This is a genomic window from Stieleria tagensis (genome assembly GCF_024129865.1).
GTDB classification, from domain to species: domain Bacteria; phylum Planctomycetota; class Planctomycetia; order Pirellulales; family Pirellulaceae; genus Stieleria; species Stieleria tagensis.
This window is the reverse complement of record NZ_JAMYFE010000031.1, coordinates 1-16991: the sequence shown is the minus strand read 5'-3', so window position 1 is coordinate 16991 and position 16991 is coordinate 1. Positions and strand designations below refer to the sequence as shown.

Genomic DNA, 16991 nt, shown 5'->3' with positions numbered 1-16991 from the left:
ACGACCGAAACTGGCCGTGGGGGAACGACAGTTTACCAGGATCCTAACCGCCGGCGGTTAGAACTTACGTGTTACCGAAATTCGCTTTCGCGCCAAATCGACTTCCAACACTTTGACCTTCACCACGTCACCGACCGAGACCACTTCGCTGGGATCCGAAACATACTGGTCGGACAATTGCGAGACGTGGATCAGTCCATCTTGATGCACGCCTAAATCAACGAAGGCGCCAAAATGGGTCACATTGGTGATCACACCCTCCAGCACCATGTTGGGTTTTAGATCACCTATTTCGTTGATCGCATCATCGAATTTGGCTGCCTTGAATTCACTGCGTGGGTCGCGACCGGGCTTGCCCAGTTCCGACAAGATGTCTTGTACGGTTGGGATCCCGAACTGGTCGTCGGCAAAATCTTTGGCGTTCAGTTTTTGACACAGTGCGGTGTTGCCGACGATCGATTTGAGATCCGACTGCAATGATTTCGCCATCCGCTGCACCACCACGTAGCTTTCCGGGTGCACCGCAGATTCATCGAGTGGTTGATCGCCGCCACGAATACGCAAAAAGCCGGCGGATTGTTGGAACGCCTTCTTGCCCAATTTGGGTACCGACGTCAATTGATTTCGATTGCTGAATTTTCCGTTGGCGTTGCGGTGCTCGACAATTTTTTCGGCCAATTTGGGGCCGATTCCTGCGACGTAGGACAGCAACGGGGCGCTTGCCATGTTCAAGTCGACGCCGACACGGTTGACACAGGACTCGACAACGCGATCCAGGCACTTGCGCAGTTGCGCTTGATTGACGTCGTGTTGATATTGACCGACACCGATCGATTTCGGATCGCTTTTCACCAGTTCCGCCAACGGATCTTGCAACCGACGGGCGATACTGATGGCGCCGCGGACGGTGATGTCCAGGTCGGGGAACTCTTTGGCCGCCAATTCGCTCGCTGAATAGATCGATGCTCCGGATTCGCTGACCATCACTTTGGTCACATCCAAGTGATGTTCCTTGATCAGCGCGCCGACAAAGGCATCGGTTTCTCGTGATGCCGTGCCATTTCCGATTGCGATCAGTTGTGCGCTGTGTTTGCGGATCAGATCCAACAGAACCGCTGCCGCGCCGCGGGTATCGTTTTTCGGTGGCGTGGGATAGATCGTCGCATTGGCAACAAACTTTCCAGTGCCGTCGACCACGGCGACTTTGCAACCGGTTCGAAATCCGGGATCGATGCCGATCGTGACTTTGGCGCCGGCCGGTGCTGACATCAGAAGTTCTTGCAGATTTTTGCCGAACACTGCGATCGCTTCTTCGTCGGCTTTTTCTTTCAAATGCTGTAGCACGGTGGACTCGGTCGCCGGCATCAACAATCGTTCGTAACAGTCGTCGACACAGTCTTGCAGTTCATTGAAGAATTCAAAGTCGCGGTTGTGGACCAGTCGACGTTTCAGTTCGTTGCGCTCGCGGTCACTGTCCAGTTCGACATTGATGCGCAGGATGTTTTCCGATGATCCTCGCATCATCGCCAGCAGGCGGTGACCGGGAATGCGATTCACCGACTCTTGGCGTTCAAAGTATTGGTCGAATTTTTCAGCCCCCTCGGCCGATTTTTTACCGCGCTTGATCGTCGAGGTGACGCGGCCATATTTCATGGTTTGGTCGGCCATCCAAGTTCGCGTCTCGGGGTCCTCTGACCATTGTTCGGCAACGATATCCAGTGCGCCGGCCAAGGCGGCTTTAACATCGGGAACCTCTTTGGCGGCGTCAACAAATTGACTGAGAGTTTGCTGTTTGGCCTTGCCCAGTCGTGATTGGGACGCCAGCAGATCGGCCAGTGGCTGTAGACCTCGCTCGCGAGCGATGGTCGCTCGTGTACGGCGTTTGGGTTTGAACGGCAGGTACAGCGTTTCCAGCGAACGCATGTCGGTGCATTGCTGAATCTGTTGCTGCAGCGCCGTCGTCAACAATCCTTGTTCTTCGATCGACTTGAGCACGGTCGTTTTTCTAGCGGCCAGGGCCGCAGCGCGTTCCGCGGCGTCTTCGATCGCCCGCAGTGCGATTTCGTCCAGCATGCCCGTGGCTTCTTTGCGGTAGCGGGCAATGAACGGAATTGTGTTGCCGGCTTCCAGCAGTTCCACCGCCGCGCGAACTTGTTTCAGTGGGATTTCCAGCTGATCGGCGATGGATTGCAGCGTTTCGTCGTTCATCGTGCTTTTGATTTGTCTTCGTGCGGTTCTCAACGGGCAACAAGGATTGCCGCGTTTATCTCAGACCGCTGGTTTGGACGCAATATTCGTCGTGCAGGTTGCTGATCGATCGCCCGTTGGAGTGGTTGGCGGTACAATCCGGGCTTTTCCCGGTAAAAGCGATGAGCACGCGATGAAATTGATTTCTTGGAATGTGAACGGAATCCGAGCGGCGATGGACAAAGGGTTCCGCGAGTTTGTGGAAACGGATCAGCCCGATATTTTGTGCTTGCAAGAAACCAAGGCGGAACCGCAGCAGGTGGACCTGGGCTGGGCCGATGATCTGGGTTACCACCAAACCTGGAACTGTGCCAGCAAGAAGGGCTACAGCGGGACGACAATTTGGTCCAAGTCGCCGCCGCAGAAAACGCAGCTCGGAATCGGCCAGGAAGAACATGACAACGAAGGCCGTGTGGTCACGGCGACCTTTGCCGATTTTCATTTGGTCAACGTTTACACGCCCAATTCCAAGCGTGGATTGCTGCGGTTGGATTATCGCCAACAGTGGGACCGCGATTTCCTGGACTATGTGAAAAAACTAAATCGACGCAAACCGGTGATCTTCTGTGGCGATGTCAATTGCGCGCATCAAGAAATTGATTTGGCAAACCCTAAATCCAATCGCAAAAATGCCGGTTTCACCGACGAAGAACGAGGCGGTTTGGACAACATGGTCAAAGCCGGCTTTGTCGATTCGTTCCGTCAATTCAACGCCGATCCAGGCAACTACACTTGGTGGACCTATCGAATGAACGCCCGTGAGAAGAACGTCGGCTGGCGTTTGGATTACTTCTGGGTCGCTAAAAAGTTTTGGGACCGAATCGAAGGTGCCAAAATTCGCTGTGAAATATTGGGTTCCGATCACTGTCCGGTCGAACTGACTCTCAAAGCATAAGGAAATAGATGATGAAACGATTTCTGACAGGAATGATCGCGATCCTTGCCAGTCTGCAATCGGTCGTCTTGGCCGAGCAGCCGAAATTGGATGACGAATTGCGTTGGTGGAAGGGAAACTTGCACACCCACTCGTTGTGGAGTGATGGAGACCAGTTCCCGGAAATGATTGCCGACTGGTACCGCGACCATGATTATCAGTTCTTGGCGCTGACCGACCACAACGTGTTGAGCGAAGGCATGCGTTGGATGGATCTGGAAAAAGTGATCGCTCGCAGCGACGATGGCGTCGTTGACCGTTATCGCGAGCGATTCGGCGATCACTGGGTGCAAACTCGCGAGTCGCCAACAACCGGGCAGATGGAAATCAGGCTGAAACCGTTGAACGAGTTTCGCCATTTACTGGAGCAACCGCGTGAGTTTCTGCTGATTCAAGCGGAAGAGATCAGTGACCGAGCCGAAGGCAGACCGGTTCACATCAATGCCACGAACATCGCCGATGTGTTGGCGCCGGCGGGTGGCGAAACGGTTCGTGAAGCGATGCAGAACAACTTGCGTCTGATTTTGGAGCATGAAAAATCCCACGGTCGCGAAGTGTTGCCGCACATCAATCATCCCAATTTCGGGTACGCGATGACCGCAGAGGACCTGGCCGCTGTTATCAGCGAGCAATTCTTTGAAGTCTACAACGGTCACCCCGGTGTCAATCAGCTGGGCGACAAAGACCATCCGGGCATCGAGCAGATGTGGGACATGGTCAACGCGATCCGTTGCGGTGAGGCGAACGTCCCGCCAATGATGGGAATCGGGACAGACGATTCACACGAGTATCACGGCAAACGAGGCGCTCGACCGGGGCGTGGTTGGGTGATGGTCCGCAGCCGGTTCCTAACGGCCGAACATTTGATCGCTGCGATGAAACGCGGCGATTTCTATGCGTCCAGTGGCGTGTCATTGCAGTCGGTCGACTTTGATGCTGAATCAGGGACGCTGGCCGTCAAGATCGATGCTCAAAATGGCGCGACCTATCGAACCGATTTTATTGCCACTCTACGCGCCGACGGATCGGATGCGGATTCAGACCGGATCGGCGTGACCGTCGCGTCGCACACGGGCGACTCAGCAACGTACACGATGACCGGCAAGGAATTGTACGTCCGCGCGTTGGTGACCAGTGACCAAGACCACCACGATCCATCGTTTGAAAACCAAAAGCAACAGGCTTGGACGCAGCCGGTCGGTTGGAAAAAGTCGAACTAAGCACGGAGTAGAAGCTCTAACGGGCAGTGTTCCCGTAGCTGATCCCGCCAGGGTTCAGTCGGCCACGCGTGCGGGGAAATCTGAACCGTGGCCGGTCCAGCTACGGTTGCCAGGCGCGAGTGTCGTCACTGATCGTTCGGCTGAACGCTAGCGTTTTTTATTGCCTGGTGGACGTTTCCGTTTGCTCGGGCGTTCGACGGGTTGTTCCGGTTCTTGCGGATTGACCTGAGCCATTAGTTTTTCCGCCAATGTCAGCTTTGGTTTTCCGCTGCCTGCTCGGGAGGACTTGGATGTTGCCACCGCGTCGATCACGTCGCCATCGCTGTCCAATTCCAAATCAAAGTGTTTGCCCTTGGGCAGCGTCTTTTTGACCAACAGGCGTTCGCCGATACCCCACAGGCTGCTGGCGATGAAGTAGATGCACAAACCGGCAGGGACACGGAAAAAGAACAGGCCCATGAACAGGGTCATGAACGTCATGACCTTTTGCGTCATGGCGGTCTGTTCGTCCGTCGCCGGCGGCATGAACAACTTTTGCTGGGTGATAAACAGCACGACCACAAACAGTGGCAGGATATTCAGATAGGGTCCCAGCCAGCCTGTTCCGCGTCCGGAAAAGAATTCCGGCATCCAGTCGCCCCAATACAGCAATTGGTCGGGAGCGGCCAGGTTGGACGCCCAGCCGTTGGGAGAGAACAGCGGTTTTTGCCGCAGATCGATGTCAACCGATAGGGCGCGGTACAGGCCCATGAAGATTGGCAGCTGCAAGAACATCGGCAGGCAACCTGCGAGCGGATTAAAACCGACGCGTTTTTGTAGTGCCTGTTGAGCCTTGAGACGGCCTTCCATGTCGTCTTTGTATTTTTCCGCGATCTTCTTCATCTCTGGCGCCAGCTCTTGCATCCGCTGGGCATTGACGGCCGCATTGCGGCTGAGCGGGAACATCAGCCCGCGAACGATCACGGTCAACAGGACGATTGCGATCCCATAGTTCTGCACGATGCTTTGCAACACGTGCAGCAACCCCGACAGGATGCTGGAGAAGAACGAGAACCAGCCGTAGTAGACAAAGTCACCGATGCCGTATTGGTTCAACAACTCCGGTTCCTTTGGACCGGCAAACATCCGCAATGACTGGCGGATCGATTCGCCCGGGGCAATGCTGGCGGGACTGCTATTTAAAAAGAACGAAACGTTGATCGCCCGTTCTTTGTTGGCTTTGATCTTGGCTTCGTCGGCCACGATCATTGCGCTGGCGCGGTCGAATTGATTCAGCAACGCTTCGCCATCTGCGGGGATGTAGGAAACCGCGAAATACTGGGCGTCGACACCGATGTAGCTGAGCTGTCGCGCTGCTGCGTCGCTGTCCGCAGCAAACAGCCCATAATTTGGTTCTTCCGGCGTTTTGCGAGTTTCCTTCAGCAACGTCATGCCACTGATCAGTTCATGCCCGTCGGCAGCGGTTCGGTAGACCACGTCGCGGGCCGCCGCTCCGCTAAAGTTGGGGCTGATCTTGGTGCTGTACCACCAGCCTTCGTCGGTCAACCCGTTGGGGCCTTCCAGGCGATAGGCCAGTTGCTGTGGCGTGTCACCCAGATTGATGACTTCCATGTCCATATCGACGATGTAGCTGCTGGGCTCGATCGTGAACGAGCGAACCATGCGAACCGGTTGGCCGCCCAGCTTCTGCATCGCTTTGGCACCCAGGTTGGTTTCGAAGCGAATTGATTGGCTGCCGTTGTCACCGGAGGTCACGTTGGCGGTCCAAGTCTGGTTTTCCGGTAAGGGCAGCGAATCGAGCGCCCGTTTTCCCGTCGAGATGCCTTTGCGGCCGACTTGGGCGAGCGTCATCAGACTGGACAGCCGGGACAGGTTGCCGACGATTTGATCGTCGCCGCCGTCTTTGGCCAGCCGAATCAGATCCAGCGGATGCTCGGTCAGCGTGACGTCAAATAACAGTGGTGCAGCGGCCGCATCGGCGTTTTCGCCGCGCACGACTTCGACGACCACTGAATCACCAGGTTTGGTTTCCCGCAGCGCCTCGGCAATCTCCTGCTCGGATTGCACCGGGGCACCCGCCACGGCGATGATCACATCACCGACTTGGATGCCGGTTTGGCCGTCGGCTGTGGTGGCAGTGGTCGCCGGTGATCCGGGGCCGATCACATTGACATGCAAGCCATCGATTCGCTCGCTGGCAGTGCCGGCAAAATAGCCTAGATAGCCACTACGGGTGTCGACGCGGCGATAGGCAAATGATCCATCTTCCTCACGGGCGGTCAATTCAATCCGCTCGATCGCGGCGCCACGATTTCGGAAATAGATCAGTAATTGATGTTCGTCAGCCGGGTTCATCGAACCCAGCGTGTACCACTCGGTGGTTTGCGTCGTCGAATCGCCCGCATCGTCCTCTGCGTCTTCTGGTTGATCCGGTTTGTCACCGCTGGGCAAATCCGCAGCCAACTTCTCACCCTCAGCCGATTCGTCGGCTGGTTGAGCGATTTCATCGGCGGGTGGGACGTTCGGTGGCGGCTGCGGCGGGACGACCAGCGTTCGCAGCGAGAGGTAGAAAAAAAGAAATGCCGCCGAAGCGACAACGAACGTGTAGGTGCGGCGATCCACGATCGATCCGGTTGATGCGGGGAAATACGGGCTGATCCACCGGGGCGACGGGTGTGTCGGGGAATCGCCACGAGTTTATTCGGTGGGTTCATGGGGAGCGCATCGATGGCGCTCCGCTGCGGTATTCTTGCCGCCCAACAGAATCTTGGGAAGCACTAGGGCCGACTGGCGATCTCGGCGGCGGGAACCACGCCCAAATACGCCATCATGTCGCTGATTTCAGTCAACGTCAGTTCGTCGATCAGCCCACTTGGCATGATACTGCTGGTATCGGGCAGGATTTGGTCCACATCGCCCGGCCGCACCATGGAGATATTGTTGCGTGCGTCACGCACGACCAGGGTCCCGTCGGACTGCTCGCTGACCATTCCGATCAAGACTTTTCCTTCCAGCGTCAAGATTTTTTTGCTGGAGTACTGGTCGCTGACCACGTGAGCGGGATACAGGATCGATTCGACGATTTCGCGTTTGGTGAATCGGCGGGCGATCCCGGACATGTCCGGGCCGATCGATTCGCCATGATTGCCGAATCGGTGGCACTGGGCACAGTTGGCCTTGTTGAACGCCAGTTTGCCGCGTTCCGCATCACCCACACGCCCTTTGTCACTGTTCAAATAACTGACCAGTTGTTCAAAATCCCAGCGAGACTCGTCGGCTTGAGGTGGCACGGCGGCGGGGCGATCGGGGTACACCGTGGCATACCATTTTTGCCAGGGCTGCATGGATTTTTCTGCACCCGTGGGGCGTTCCATCCCCGTCCAATGTTCCAGCAATCGCTCGACGTCTTCGTAGGATCGATCGGCTTCATCGGCTCGCACACCCAACAGAATCAACTGTCGGAGCGCCATCGGGTCGTCGGTTGCGACGTCGACCTTGATCAGTGCGCGGACCACTTCTTCGCCGGCATCGGCGTCGACAATGTTCAAGCTGCGAACCAGGTAGTCCCAGTTTTCGCCTTCGGGATGAACCGACAGTGCCATTGCCAGTACGGCGCGTCGCTGCGGTTCGTCTCGCCACAATTCACGCAGATAGTCGCCGGCCTCGGGTTCTTCCGAACTGGCCAACAGGGCGATGATTCCCGTCCGCAGGCGGCGTTGCACGTCGCGAACCTCTGTCTGATCTCGAATTCGTCGATCCAGATTCAACAACGTCGTGGTCGTTTTGGCATCGATCGGTCGCTCGATTTTGTAAATCGCCGCCAACGCCGCGTTTTGCCAGACATGTCCCTGTTCCAGGATGGCGTGCAAATCGTCGACCGACAGCGTCGATGCAAAGTCTCGGGTGACATTGGTCATGTACATCGGCAACGATCCGGCGGTGGATCGATTGGCCGCTTTTTCAAAGAACTTCAGAATTGCGAAACGCTGTTTTGCATTCCAGCCTTTGGACATCGATTGCAAGCACATCGCCACCAACGTGCGACTCTCGTGCGGTGCATCGGATTCCAAGTACTCGATGGCGCGATCGGCTAGCGAATCGGACCCGAAATAGCTGGCCAATCGAATGACTTCGTGATTAATACGCGGTTCACCTGCTGGGAATTCTTCGGCGATTTGGCGACCGAGCGCGGCAACTTTTTCTGGATCTACACCACTGCGGTGCAATGTCACTTGGCACAATCGCAGCACATCGATGAAGTCGGCATCGCTTAGGAAACCGTTCATCATCTCGCTGGAACGCTCCAAGACGGCGATCGCGGTGGCCTCGCTTTGATCGGTCGAAACCAACGCCAACATGCCCACGATAGCGATCCGCGTGTCTTCGGTGCTGAGCACTTCGTTGCGGAAACGTTCGTTGGGGATTCGTTCTAATAATCGACGGCCGACAAAGGCCAACGTGCGGTCGCCCGATCCGACCACTGCCAGCAAGGCTTTGGTGTCGGTTGGGATCACGTTACCACGTAACATTGATTCACAGGCGGCGCGTTGCACGACTGGTGCATCGTCCTCTAGTAAGACTTGCAGGCGTTTTTTACCTCGCGGTCCCGGTTTGCGACCAAGCATCAGCGCAGCTTTGGCACGCACCAATTCGCTTTCGGCTTCGCTCAGTTCCAGCAACAGGTCTTCGCTGGGGATCGGGCCGAACAATTGCATCAATGTCATCGCGCGGACGCGATAATCCGGTGGGTTGTCGTCGCTGTAGGCCACGCCGGCAACAAGCTGGTTCCATTGATCACCGAGTTCCCGTTTGATCGACGCGATTTTTTGCCGTGACCAAGCCGCTTCGACTTGGGGTTGCCGAACCGCTGCTGCGATGCCCGTGCCCAGTTTCTTCATCCGATCCGGGATATCGCCTTTGTAGATCACGCGGTACACACCGCCGGCGGTTGATCGACCACCGGTACAGAAATACAGCGCGCCGTCGGCACCCACTTCCAGGTCGGTGACGTTCAGCGGTTGGCCTTGCAAAAACACTTCGCTATCAGCGACGTAGCTGGCGCCACGCGGTTTGATGCGAACGTTCAGGATCTTGCCTTCGCTCCAGTCGGCCAGAAACAGTGTGTTTTGGTAGCGTACGGGAAAGGCGTAATGTTCGTAACAGACGCTGCCGGTCGGGCTGCCGCGTCCGGTGTCCAACGTGTCGGGCAGTCGGTCGAAGTAGTACTCGGGCCATTTTGCCCAGCCGGTTCGCCAGCCAAATTCACCGCCTTCGGTCACGTCAAAAACAGCGTTGGGTCGATACCACGCGGTGTCGACGTCGGCTTCCATGTCCGCATCGTGCACAAACATCGCACCGCCGGAGTGGAACACAATGTCATAGGGGTTGCGCAGTCCACCGGCGACTTTCTCGACAACACTGCCGTCGGTGTTGGTGCGAATGATCGTGCCACCGGGGGCTTTGATACCGCGGCCGTGTCCAGCCGGATCTTCATAGCGCGGCAACAAATCGCCTTCGTACGGGTCGCGATAGGTTTCGCCATCGCCGATTTTTCCGCTGACCTGAACGTGGCTGCCGACGGCGACATAGATCATGCCATCGGGGCCAAGCCGCAAACCATGGGCGCCGTGTTCGCCCAGTTTGGCGGGTTTCCCATTGGCGTCAACAAATTCGACGATCGCTTCGACTTCTTCCAATGTTCCGTTGCGATCTTTGTCGGTCAACTTGTACAGCGCCGCGCCTTTGGGGCCTTCGGCGGTCACAAACACTTGGCCGTTGAGAGCCAGAATGCCTTGACAGGAACTGACCTGTTCACAATAGGTGCGTACAGTTTCTGGGATGCCGTCGTCGTTATCGTCATAGGCCAGCAACAGTGGTCCGTTTTCCTGCGAGATCAACAGGTGGCCAAACTCGTTGAACGTCATCGCGATCACGGAACCGATTTTTTCGTCCGCCAGAATGCGTTGCACTCCGAATCCCTTTTGGATTTGAAAGCGTTCTCGTTGCTGGGTTTGAGGGGCTGAATGGTCGGCTGCGTCCGCATCTTGGGCGACGATCGAATTTCCAACTGAATCGCTGAGATCGTCTTGCGGCGTCGGGCGGGGCATTGCTGGTGGGGCGTCTGCCAATTGGTCCGCAGCCGTTTCGGCGCGGTCCCACGGCACGGTGTCACCAAGCGGGCCGAACGACGCAGCGGTTCCCCACAGCCGATCGTTAAAGACAACGGTTTCCCACAATTCGCTGTGGGTGGTGCTGGTTTTCCACGAGGGGTCGGAACTGAATGTAAACCATTCGTCGCTGTTGTTCGGACGCACGGCCACGCGAGCGGCCAGCGCTGCGGTGTCGCCTTGGCGGTTGGTGACTTCGATTGCCACCATGTTGCGGCCGACGATGAAATACTCGCTGACGTCGTATTCATCCACGGTTCGCGACGATTGGCCGGCACCGACGCTGTGACCGTTGATGAACAGTTTGTATTGGTCGTCGGCGGCGATTTCGACCTTCACTTCCGCGGCAACCCTCAGGTTGATCGGCTTGCGAAAATAGCATCGGCTGCCAACCGAGATCGATTGCTGTGCGCTGGTGCCGTTCGCCCAGATCCATTCGGCTTCACCCGCCGCTGTATTGCCAGGTGACAGGAATATCGTCATACCAGCAACAAGCATTGCCGCAGTCAGGTTGCCGAGCAAACGGCCCACCGAAACGTGGCAACACCGCGACGAAGCCAGGTGTTTTCTGGTTGACTGATCTACACAAGCTGGTTTTTCGATCCAACTGCCGTCCATGGCGCAATCATTTTGTGGAGGAGGTCGATAAAATACTGTGGCAACGTAGGCAGATCCGGCCGTTCGTTGCAAGAGCAAGTTGTCGGCCGAAACGCATCGAGCACCTGATCTGGATTGCCACGGTGGGCGTCGAGCGATAATTTCCCAGTCCGACTACGATTCTTCACCCTCGACTCCTACACCGGCCGTATTTTCTTATGAGCGATTGGATTCCCGTCAAACAAGCTCGAATGGCCGAATCGGTCGGCCCCAATTGTGAGATCCGTGGCTGGGTGCGAACCCGTCGTGATAGCAAAGGGGGCTTTAGCTTTTTAGAAATCAACGATGGTTCGTCATTGGGGAATGTCCAAGTCGTCGCGCCAGGAGAACTGTCGAACTACGCCAGCGAAGTCCAGAAACTGACCGTCGGCTGCAGCGTGGTGGTGCGAGGCGAATTGCAATCGTCTCCGGCAAAAGGCCAAGCGACGGAATTACATGCCAACGAAATCCGTGTGTTGGGATGGGCTGATCCGGAACACTATCCGCTGCAAAAGAAACGCCACTCGTTTGAGAAACTGCGTGAGTGGGCGCACCTGCGGACGCGTACCAACACGCTTGGTGCGGTGATGCGTGTTCGCGACCAAATCAGCCAATCGATTCATCAGTTCTTTCACGAGAACGGTTTTTTTTATGTCAACACGCCGATCATTACCGCCAGCGATTGCGAAGGCGCCGGCGAGATGTTCCGTGTCACCACCTTGGATCTAGAACGGCTAGCCAAATCCGGCGGCCCGGTCAATTTCTCGTTCGATTTTTTTGACAAGCCGACGTTTTTGACTGTGAGCGGTCAACTGGAAGCCGAGACCTATGCGACGTCACTGGGGCGGGTTTATACATTCGGGCCAACGTTCCGCGCCGAAAACAGCAACACCAGTCGGCATCTGGCTGAATTCTGGATGGTCGAACCCGAGGCTTCGTTCTTTGATCTCTCTGACAACATGCAGTTGGCAGAGAAGTTTCTGAAGCAAGTCTTTGGCGATGTGTTGGAACATTGCGGCGAAGACATGGAGTTCTTTGACCTGCGGATCGAGAAAGGAAAGATCGATCAGATTCGTGGCGTGATCGACAAACCGTTCCAGCACATGACCTATACCGATGCGATCAAAGTCCTGGAGACCTGCGGTGAATCGTTCGATTATCAAATCCAGTGGGGGAGCGACCTGCAAGCCGAACACGAGCGTTTTTTGACCGAAAAACACGTCGGTGGTCCGCTGATTTTGACGGATTATCCGTCCACCATCAAACCGTTTTACATGCGCGTCAGTGATGACGGGAAAACCGTCGCGGCAATGGATGTGCTGGTGCCCGGCGTCGGCGAGATCATCGGCGGTAGCCAGCGGGAAGAGCGGCTGGATGTGTTGCAGCGGCGGATGGCCGAGCAATCCCTCAGCGATGATGACTACTGGTGGTACACCGATTTGCGCAAATACGGAACGGTGCCACACGCCGGGTTCGGGCTGGGACTGGAACGGGCGGTGCAATACGTCACCGGGATGGCCAACATTCGTGACGTGATCCCGTTTCCACGGACACCCGGCAGCGCCGAATTCTAGTGCGCTCTTTATTCCAAGCCGACCAATTCACACAGGTGGGCTTGGGCGACCGGTTGTGGGCAACTCCACACCAAGAAAAAGAACGCTTGTTGGCACCAGCGGCCGACCGGATGATCAATCATCAGCCCAGCGCCTTTGGCCGTTGTCATCGCCGCGCTGGTGGTCCGTTGCACCAATCCATTGGCAGTGGAACGAATGGATGCCGAGTCACAGGCCGATTGTCCGGCGGCCGCAGCCAGAATCAATTCTCGTAGCGATTGATGTTCGACTGAAAACCGATCGACGATCGCTCGCAGGTGTTCACGCTGTTCCGATTCCGACCGCAAGTAGTTGAGCGCGGCGGTGGACAAGCCGAGCGCCAGCGCGGACGTTTGCAACCCACCGGCTCCCGTGGGCGCGGTTTGCGACTGGCCGACGGCGGTCAGCACGTCGGCTTTCGGCCCGCTGATGATCATCGCGTCGGCAACAAAGACATCGTCCAGAATGACCTGATCGGTGCAACTGGCTGTCATCGCGATCATTTCGGCGCCCGGTCCGCAATCAACGCCGGGATCATCGGGAGTGATCAGCGCCAGCAGTTCGCTCTGATCGTCCAGTGAGGCGCCGACCACAATCTGGTCGACGTGGCGGGCACCAGTCACCCAAGGAATGGTACCGGTCAGGCGATAGCCTCCATCGACCCGCTGAGCCAGCACCGCGGGGCGATTCAGATGGCGTCGGCTGGTTGTCAAATGACTGATCCCGACCGAAGCAATTTGGTCACCGGACAACAAATGGCCAAGCCGCTGCCGACTGGATGGGTTGTTGGCGGCATGATCTGCATTCAACAACCGTTTGATCGCACCTAAGTGTTGGGTGATCACAAACGTGGTCAACAGATCCGCCGTCGCCAGTTCCATCATCGTTTCCAACTGACGCTGCGGACTCCAACCGGAATCGGAATCAGGGTCCGTCGCCAGCCCACTTAGCCCACGGAATAGTCCGCTGCGGCCACACAGGACCAACGAGTCGCTGGGCCAATCATTGACCGTGCGCCACCGCGCGGCATCACGGGCAAGCGTTTGAAACGTCGTGTCGAGGGGGTGAGGTGGCACGGTGATCGATTTCTCAGCAGTCAGACGAAAGAGCGTTCGGTTGATCGCCGTCGGTTGATGCGGCAATTCGCGTTTGGTTGCACGACTGCCCCAATCGGGATCTAGCGGAGTCTAGTCGGGGCGTTGCCAAAGGCGACGGCAAACAGAGTCACCCGATGGAGTAAATTATTGCAGCAATGCCAAGTCACGCAGGAATGGCATTCGAGATGCGACATCAAAAAGGGAACCAATGAATACGGCCTCTATGATCCAATCACTGTATCCCGAGGATGCCCACCGGGTTGAATCAGGGGTTCAGGCACTGCTGACCAAGTATCAATTCAAGGTTGCAACTTCCCAGCGTCTGTCGCAACGCGATGCCATCATGATCACATATGGAGATGCGTTTGTCGACGATGATGGCCCGCCACTGGATTGTTTGCGGCGGTTCGCAATCGCACAGTTGGGCGATGCTGTCAGTGCCATTCATCTGCTGCCCTGTTTTCCATACACGTCGGACGACGGGTTCAGTGTTCAAGACTACTACCGGATCAATCCAGCTCTGGGTGGCTGGGACGATGTCCAGGCGATCGGCGAATCCTATCAGTTAATGTTTGACGCGGTGGTCAATCACATTTCGCAACATTCACAATGGTTTCAATCCTTTCTAGCGGGTGATCCAAAGTACGACGACTACTTTCTGGTCGCCGATCCCAGCGCGGACTATTCCAGTGTCACACGGCCACGAGCGCTGCCGCTGTTGCATCCCTACCAACGTGGTGACCAGACGGTTTCTGTATGGACGACGTTTTCGCAGGACCAGGTTGACCTGAATTTCCACAGCGCCGACGTCTTTGTCCAGGTGTTGGACGTGTTGCTGTTCTATGTGTCGCGTGGCGCCCGCTATATCCGTCTGGACGCGATTGCGTTCATTTGGAAACAACTGGGAACGTCGTGCATGCATTTGCCGCAGACGCACCAGATCATCCAACTCTACCGGCACTTCATCCAACAGATCGCGCCCCACGTCGTGATCATCACGGAAACGAACGTGCCCCATCATGAAAACGTTTCCTATTTCGGCGACGGATACAACGAAGCCCATCTGGTTTACAACTTCACACTGCCACCGCTGTTGATGCACTCGTTGCACAAGCAAGACGTGACGGTGTTGACGCAGTGGGCACAGAGCTTGGACCTGCCCAGCGACCAAGTTTGTTTCTTTAATTTTACGGCCAGCCATGATGGCGTTGGCGTTCGTCCGCTGCAGGGCATCGTGCCTGACGACGACGTCGAACAGTTGGCGGCGATCGCTCGAGAACACGGCGGGTTTGTCTCGATGCGTGACAACGGTGATGGGACACAGTCGCCTTACGAGATCAATTGCAATTACTTTGATTTTGCAACCTCGCCGCAGCAGTCCGATGCGCTGCGCGTGCAACGTTTCTTGCTGACACAATCGGTGATGCTCGCGATGCCTGGGGTCCCAGGGATCTACTATCATTCCCTGGTTGGATCGCAGAATGACCGCCAAGCCGCGATCGACTCAGGCATCAATCGTCGCATCAACCGACAAAAACTGAACTACACAAAATTGAAACAGGAACTTGCCGTTGCAGGATCGATTCGCCACAGTGTCTTTACACGCTACAAACAGATGTTGAGTGTTCGATCAGAGCAACCGGCGTTTGATCCCTATGGACCCGCCGAGTACGAACAGCATGGCAGTGTGTTTTTGGTAAAACGTGGCATTGGCGATGACCGGGTAATGACGCTCCATAACTTTTCCGATCAACCCGCGACGGTACAAGGGATCGATGCCGGCGCGGTGGATCTGCTGACCGGAATACCGGTCGCCGGCGATTCGGTTTCATTGCAACCGTTTGAATTCCGGTGGCTGAAATGAACATCCTGATTATTCCAGACAAGTTCAAAGGATCGTTGAGCGGGGCTGAAGTCATCGCCGCGATTGCTGAGGGCATCCGCGCCGTCGACGATCACATCAAAGTTCACCACATCATCGCTTCGGATGGTGGCGACGGATTTTTGCATTCGATCGAAAACAATCATCCCTGCCTCGATTCGATTGCCTGCCAGACAACCGATCCGCTGGGACGTGAAATTCAATCGAAGTACCTTTTCGATGCCCAGGCAAACTGTGCCTATGTTGAAATGGCCAAGGCATCCGGCATGGAGTTGTTGTCGGCGGCGGAACGCAACCCGATGCTGACTTCCACGCGGGGCACCGGCGTCTTGATCGCCGACGCGATCGCCCGCGGCGCCGAAACAATCTTCGTTGGTTTGGGCGGCAGTGCCACCAACGATGGCGGCGTCGGCATCGCTGCTGCACTTGGTTATCGGTTCATCGACCCGCAAGGCACTGAAATTGATCCGGTTGGTGGACAACTGCAGCAGATCGCGTCGATCGATGCGAGTGGTCGATTACCCGCTCTGGATCACGTTCGCGTCGTTGCCATCAACGACGTTGCCAACCCACTGTTGGGTGATGAAGGGGCCGCTGCCGTCTATGCACCACAGAAAGGCGCCGATGAAGACATGGTCGCGCAGTTGGAGTTGGGGTTGGCCAACTTGGACCAAGTGGTGCAGCGAGATTTGGGCATCGCGGCGGCCGATGTCGCTGGCGCCGGCGCGGCCGGAGGCACCGGGTATGGATTGAAAGTGTTTTTGCAGGCGGAGTATCAATCCGGGATTGAATTTGTCCTTTCACTCACCGGGACCGAACGTTTGTTGGCCGGGGGGGCGGTCGATTTGATCATCACGGGTGAAGGACGGATTGACGACCAAACCGCCTACGGAAAATTGGTGCACGGTGTTTCGGTTGTCGGCGAAAAATACGGCGTCCCGGTCGCCGCAGTTTGTGGTCAGTTGGCGATGCAGCAAAAAACGATCCACGATTTGGGTTTGCGCCGTGTGATTCAGATCCACGATCCAGAACGTGATCTGGAGTTCACCATCCAGAACGCCAAGTCACTGTTAGTGGACGCGGCCAGCCAGCTCATTCGCCCATTTCAAAGTTCGCAATAGCGGCGCTGCGTTACAGCAAACGTGAGTGAAGAGATCGAAGTCGCAATTTGCCGATCCATTTGAGCTGAAAAGCCAGTTGCGCTTTTACGGTAACC

The 16991-nt window shown here is 56.3% G+C and carries 9 protein-coding genes; 5 read left to right on the top strand and 4 right to left on the bottom strand.

The window, feature by feature from the left end:
- Window positions 1–57 precede the first annotated feature (57 nt).
- Entirely contained in the window at window positions 58–2208 is a 2151-nt protein-coding gene (locus tag NHH03_RS06405) for a Tex family protein (RefSeq protein ID WP_253154930.1), read from the bottom strand.
- A gap of 172 nt (window positions 2209–2380) precedes the next feature.
- Here NHH03_RS06405 and NHH03_RS06400 point away from each other — a divergent pair, with 172 nt between their 5' ends.
- Together NHH03_RS06400 and NHH03_RS06395 are read left to right on the top strand one after the other, a co-directional pair.
- Window positions 2381–3142: an exodeoxyribonuclease III gene (locus NHH03_RS06400; protein WP_253154929.1), complete on the top strand. Its 762-nt coding sequence runs from the start codon at window positions 2381–2383 to the stop codon at window positions 3140–3142.
- Between the two features lie 8 nt (window positions 3143–3150).
- Window positions 3151–4401, top strand: a complete 1251-nt coding sequence (locus NHH03_RS06395; RefSeq protein ID WP_253154928.1) for a PHP domain-containing protein — start codon at window positions 3151–3153, stop codon at window positions 4399–4401.
- Between the two features lie 147 nt (window positions 4402–4548).
- Here NHH03_RS06395 and NHH03_RS06390 read toward each other — a convergent pair whose 3' ends face one another.
- Both NHH03_RS06390 and NHH03_RS06385 read right to left on the bottom strand, forming a co-directional pair.
- Window positions 4549–7023: a YidC/Oxa1 family insertase periplasmic-domain containing protein gene (locus NHH03_RS06390; RefSeq protein WP_253154927.1), complete on the bottom strand. Its 2475-nt coding sequence runs from the start codon at window positions 7021–7023 to the stop codon at window positions 4549–4551.
- Between the two features lie 155 nt (window positions 7024–7178).
- On the bottom strand, window positions 7179–11051 hold the full coding sequence (locus NHH03_RS06385; RefSeq protein WP_253154926.1) for a DUF7133 domain-containing protein: 3873 nt from the start codon (window positions 11049–11051) through the stop codon (window positions 7179–7181).
- A gap of 332 nt (window positions 11052–11383) precedes the next feature.
- Here NHH03_RS06385 and asnS point away from each other — a divergent pair, with 332 nt between their 5' ends.
- Window positions 11384–12778 (top strand): asparagine--tRNA ligase, encoded by a 1395-nt coding sequence (gene asnS, locus NHH03_RS06380; RefSeq protein WP_253154925.1) that lies wholly within the window; start codon window positions 11384–11386, stop codon window positions 12776–12778.
- An 8-nt stretch (window positions 12779–12786) separates the two neighbouring features.
- Here asnS and NHH03_RS06375 read toward each other — a convergent pair whose 3' ends face one another.
- The gene (locus tag NHH03_RS06375; protein ID WP_253154924.1) at window positions 12787–13872 is read right to left on the bottom strand and encodes an acyl-CoA dehydrogenase family protein; all 1086 of its coding nucleotides are present in this window, start codon (window positions 13870–13872) and stop codon (window positions 12787–12789) included.
- 229 nt (window positions 13873–14101) lie between these two features.
- On the opposite strand from NHH03_RS06375, the gene NHH03_RS06370 reads away from it, so the two are divergent.
- Window positions 14102–15757 carry an alpha-amylase family glycosyl hydrolase gene (locus NHH03_RS06370; RefSeq protein ID WP_253154923.1) on the top strand — a complete coding sequence of 552 codons (1656 nt, stop codon included), beginning with the start codon at window positions 14102–14104 and terminating at the stop codon, window positions 15755–15757.
- Complete coding sequence (locus NHH03_RS06365; RefSeq protein WP_253154922.1) at window positions 15754–16896, top strand: glycerate kinase; 1143 nt, start codon at window positions 15754–15756, stop codon at window positions 16894–16896. Before NHH03_RS06370 ends, NHH03_RS06365 begins: the two co-directional genes overlap by 4 nt.
- Window positions 16897–16991: the final 95 nt, after the last annotated feature.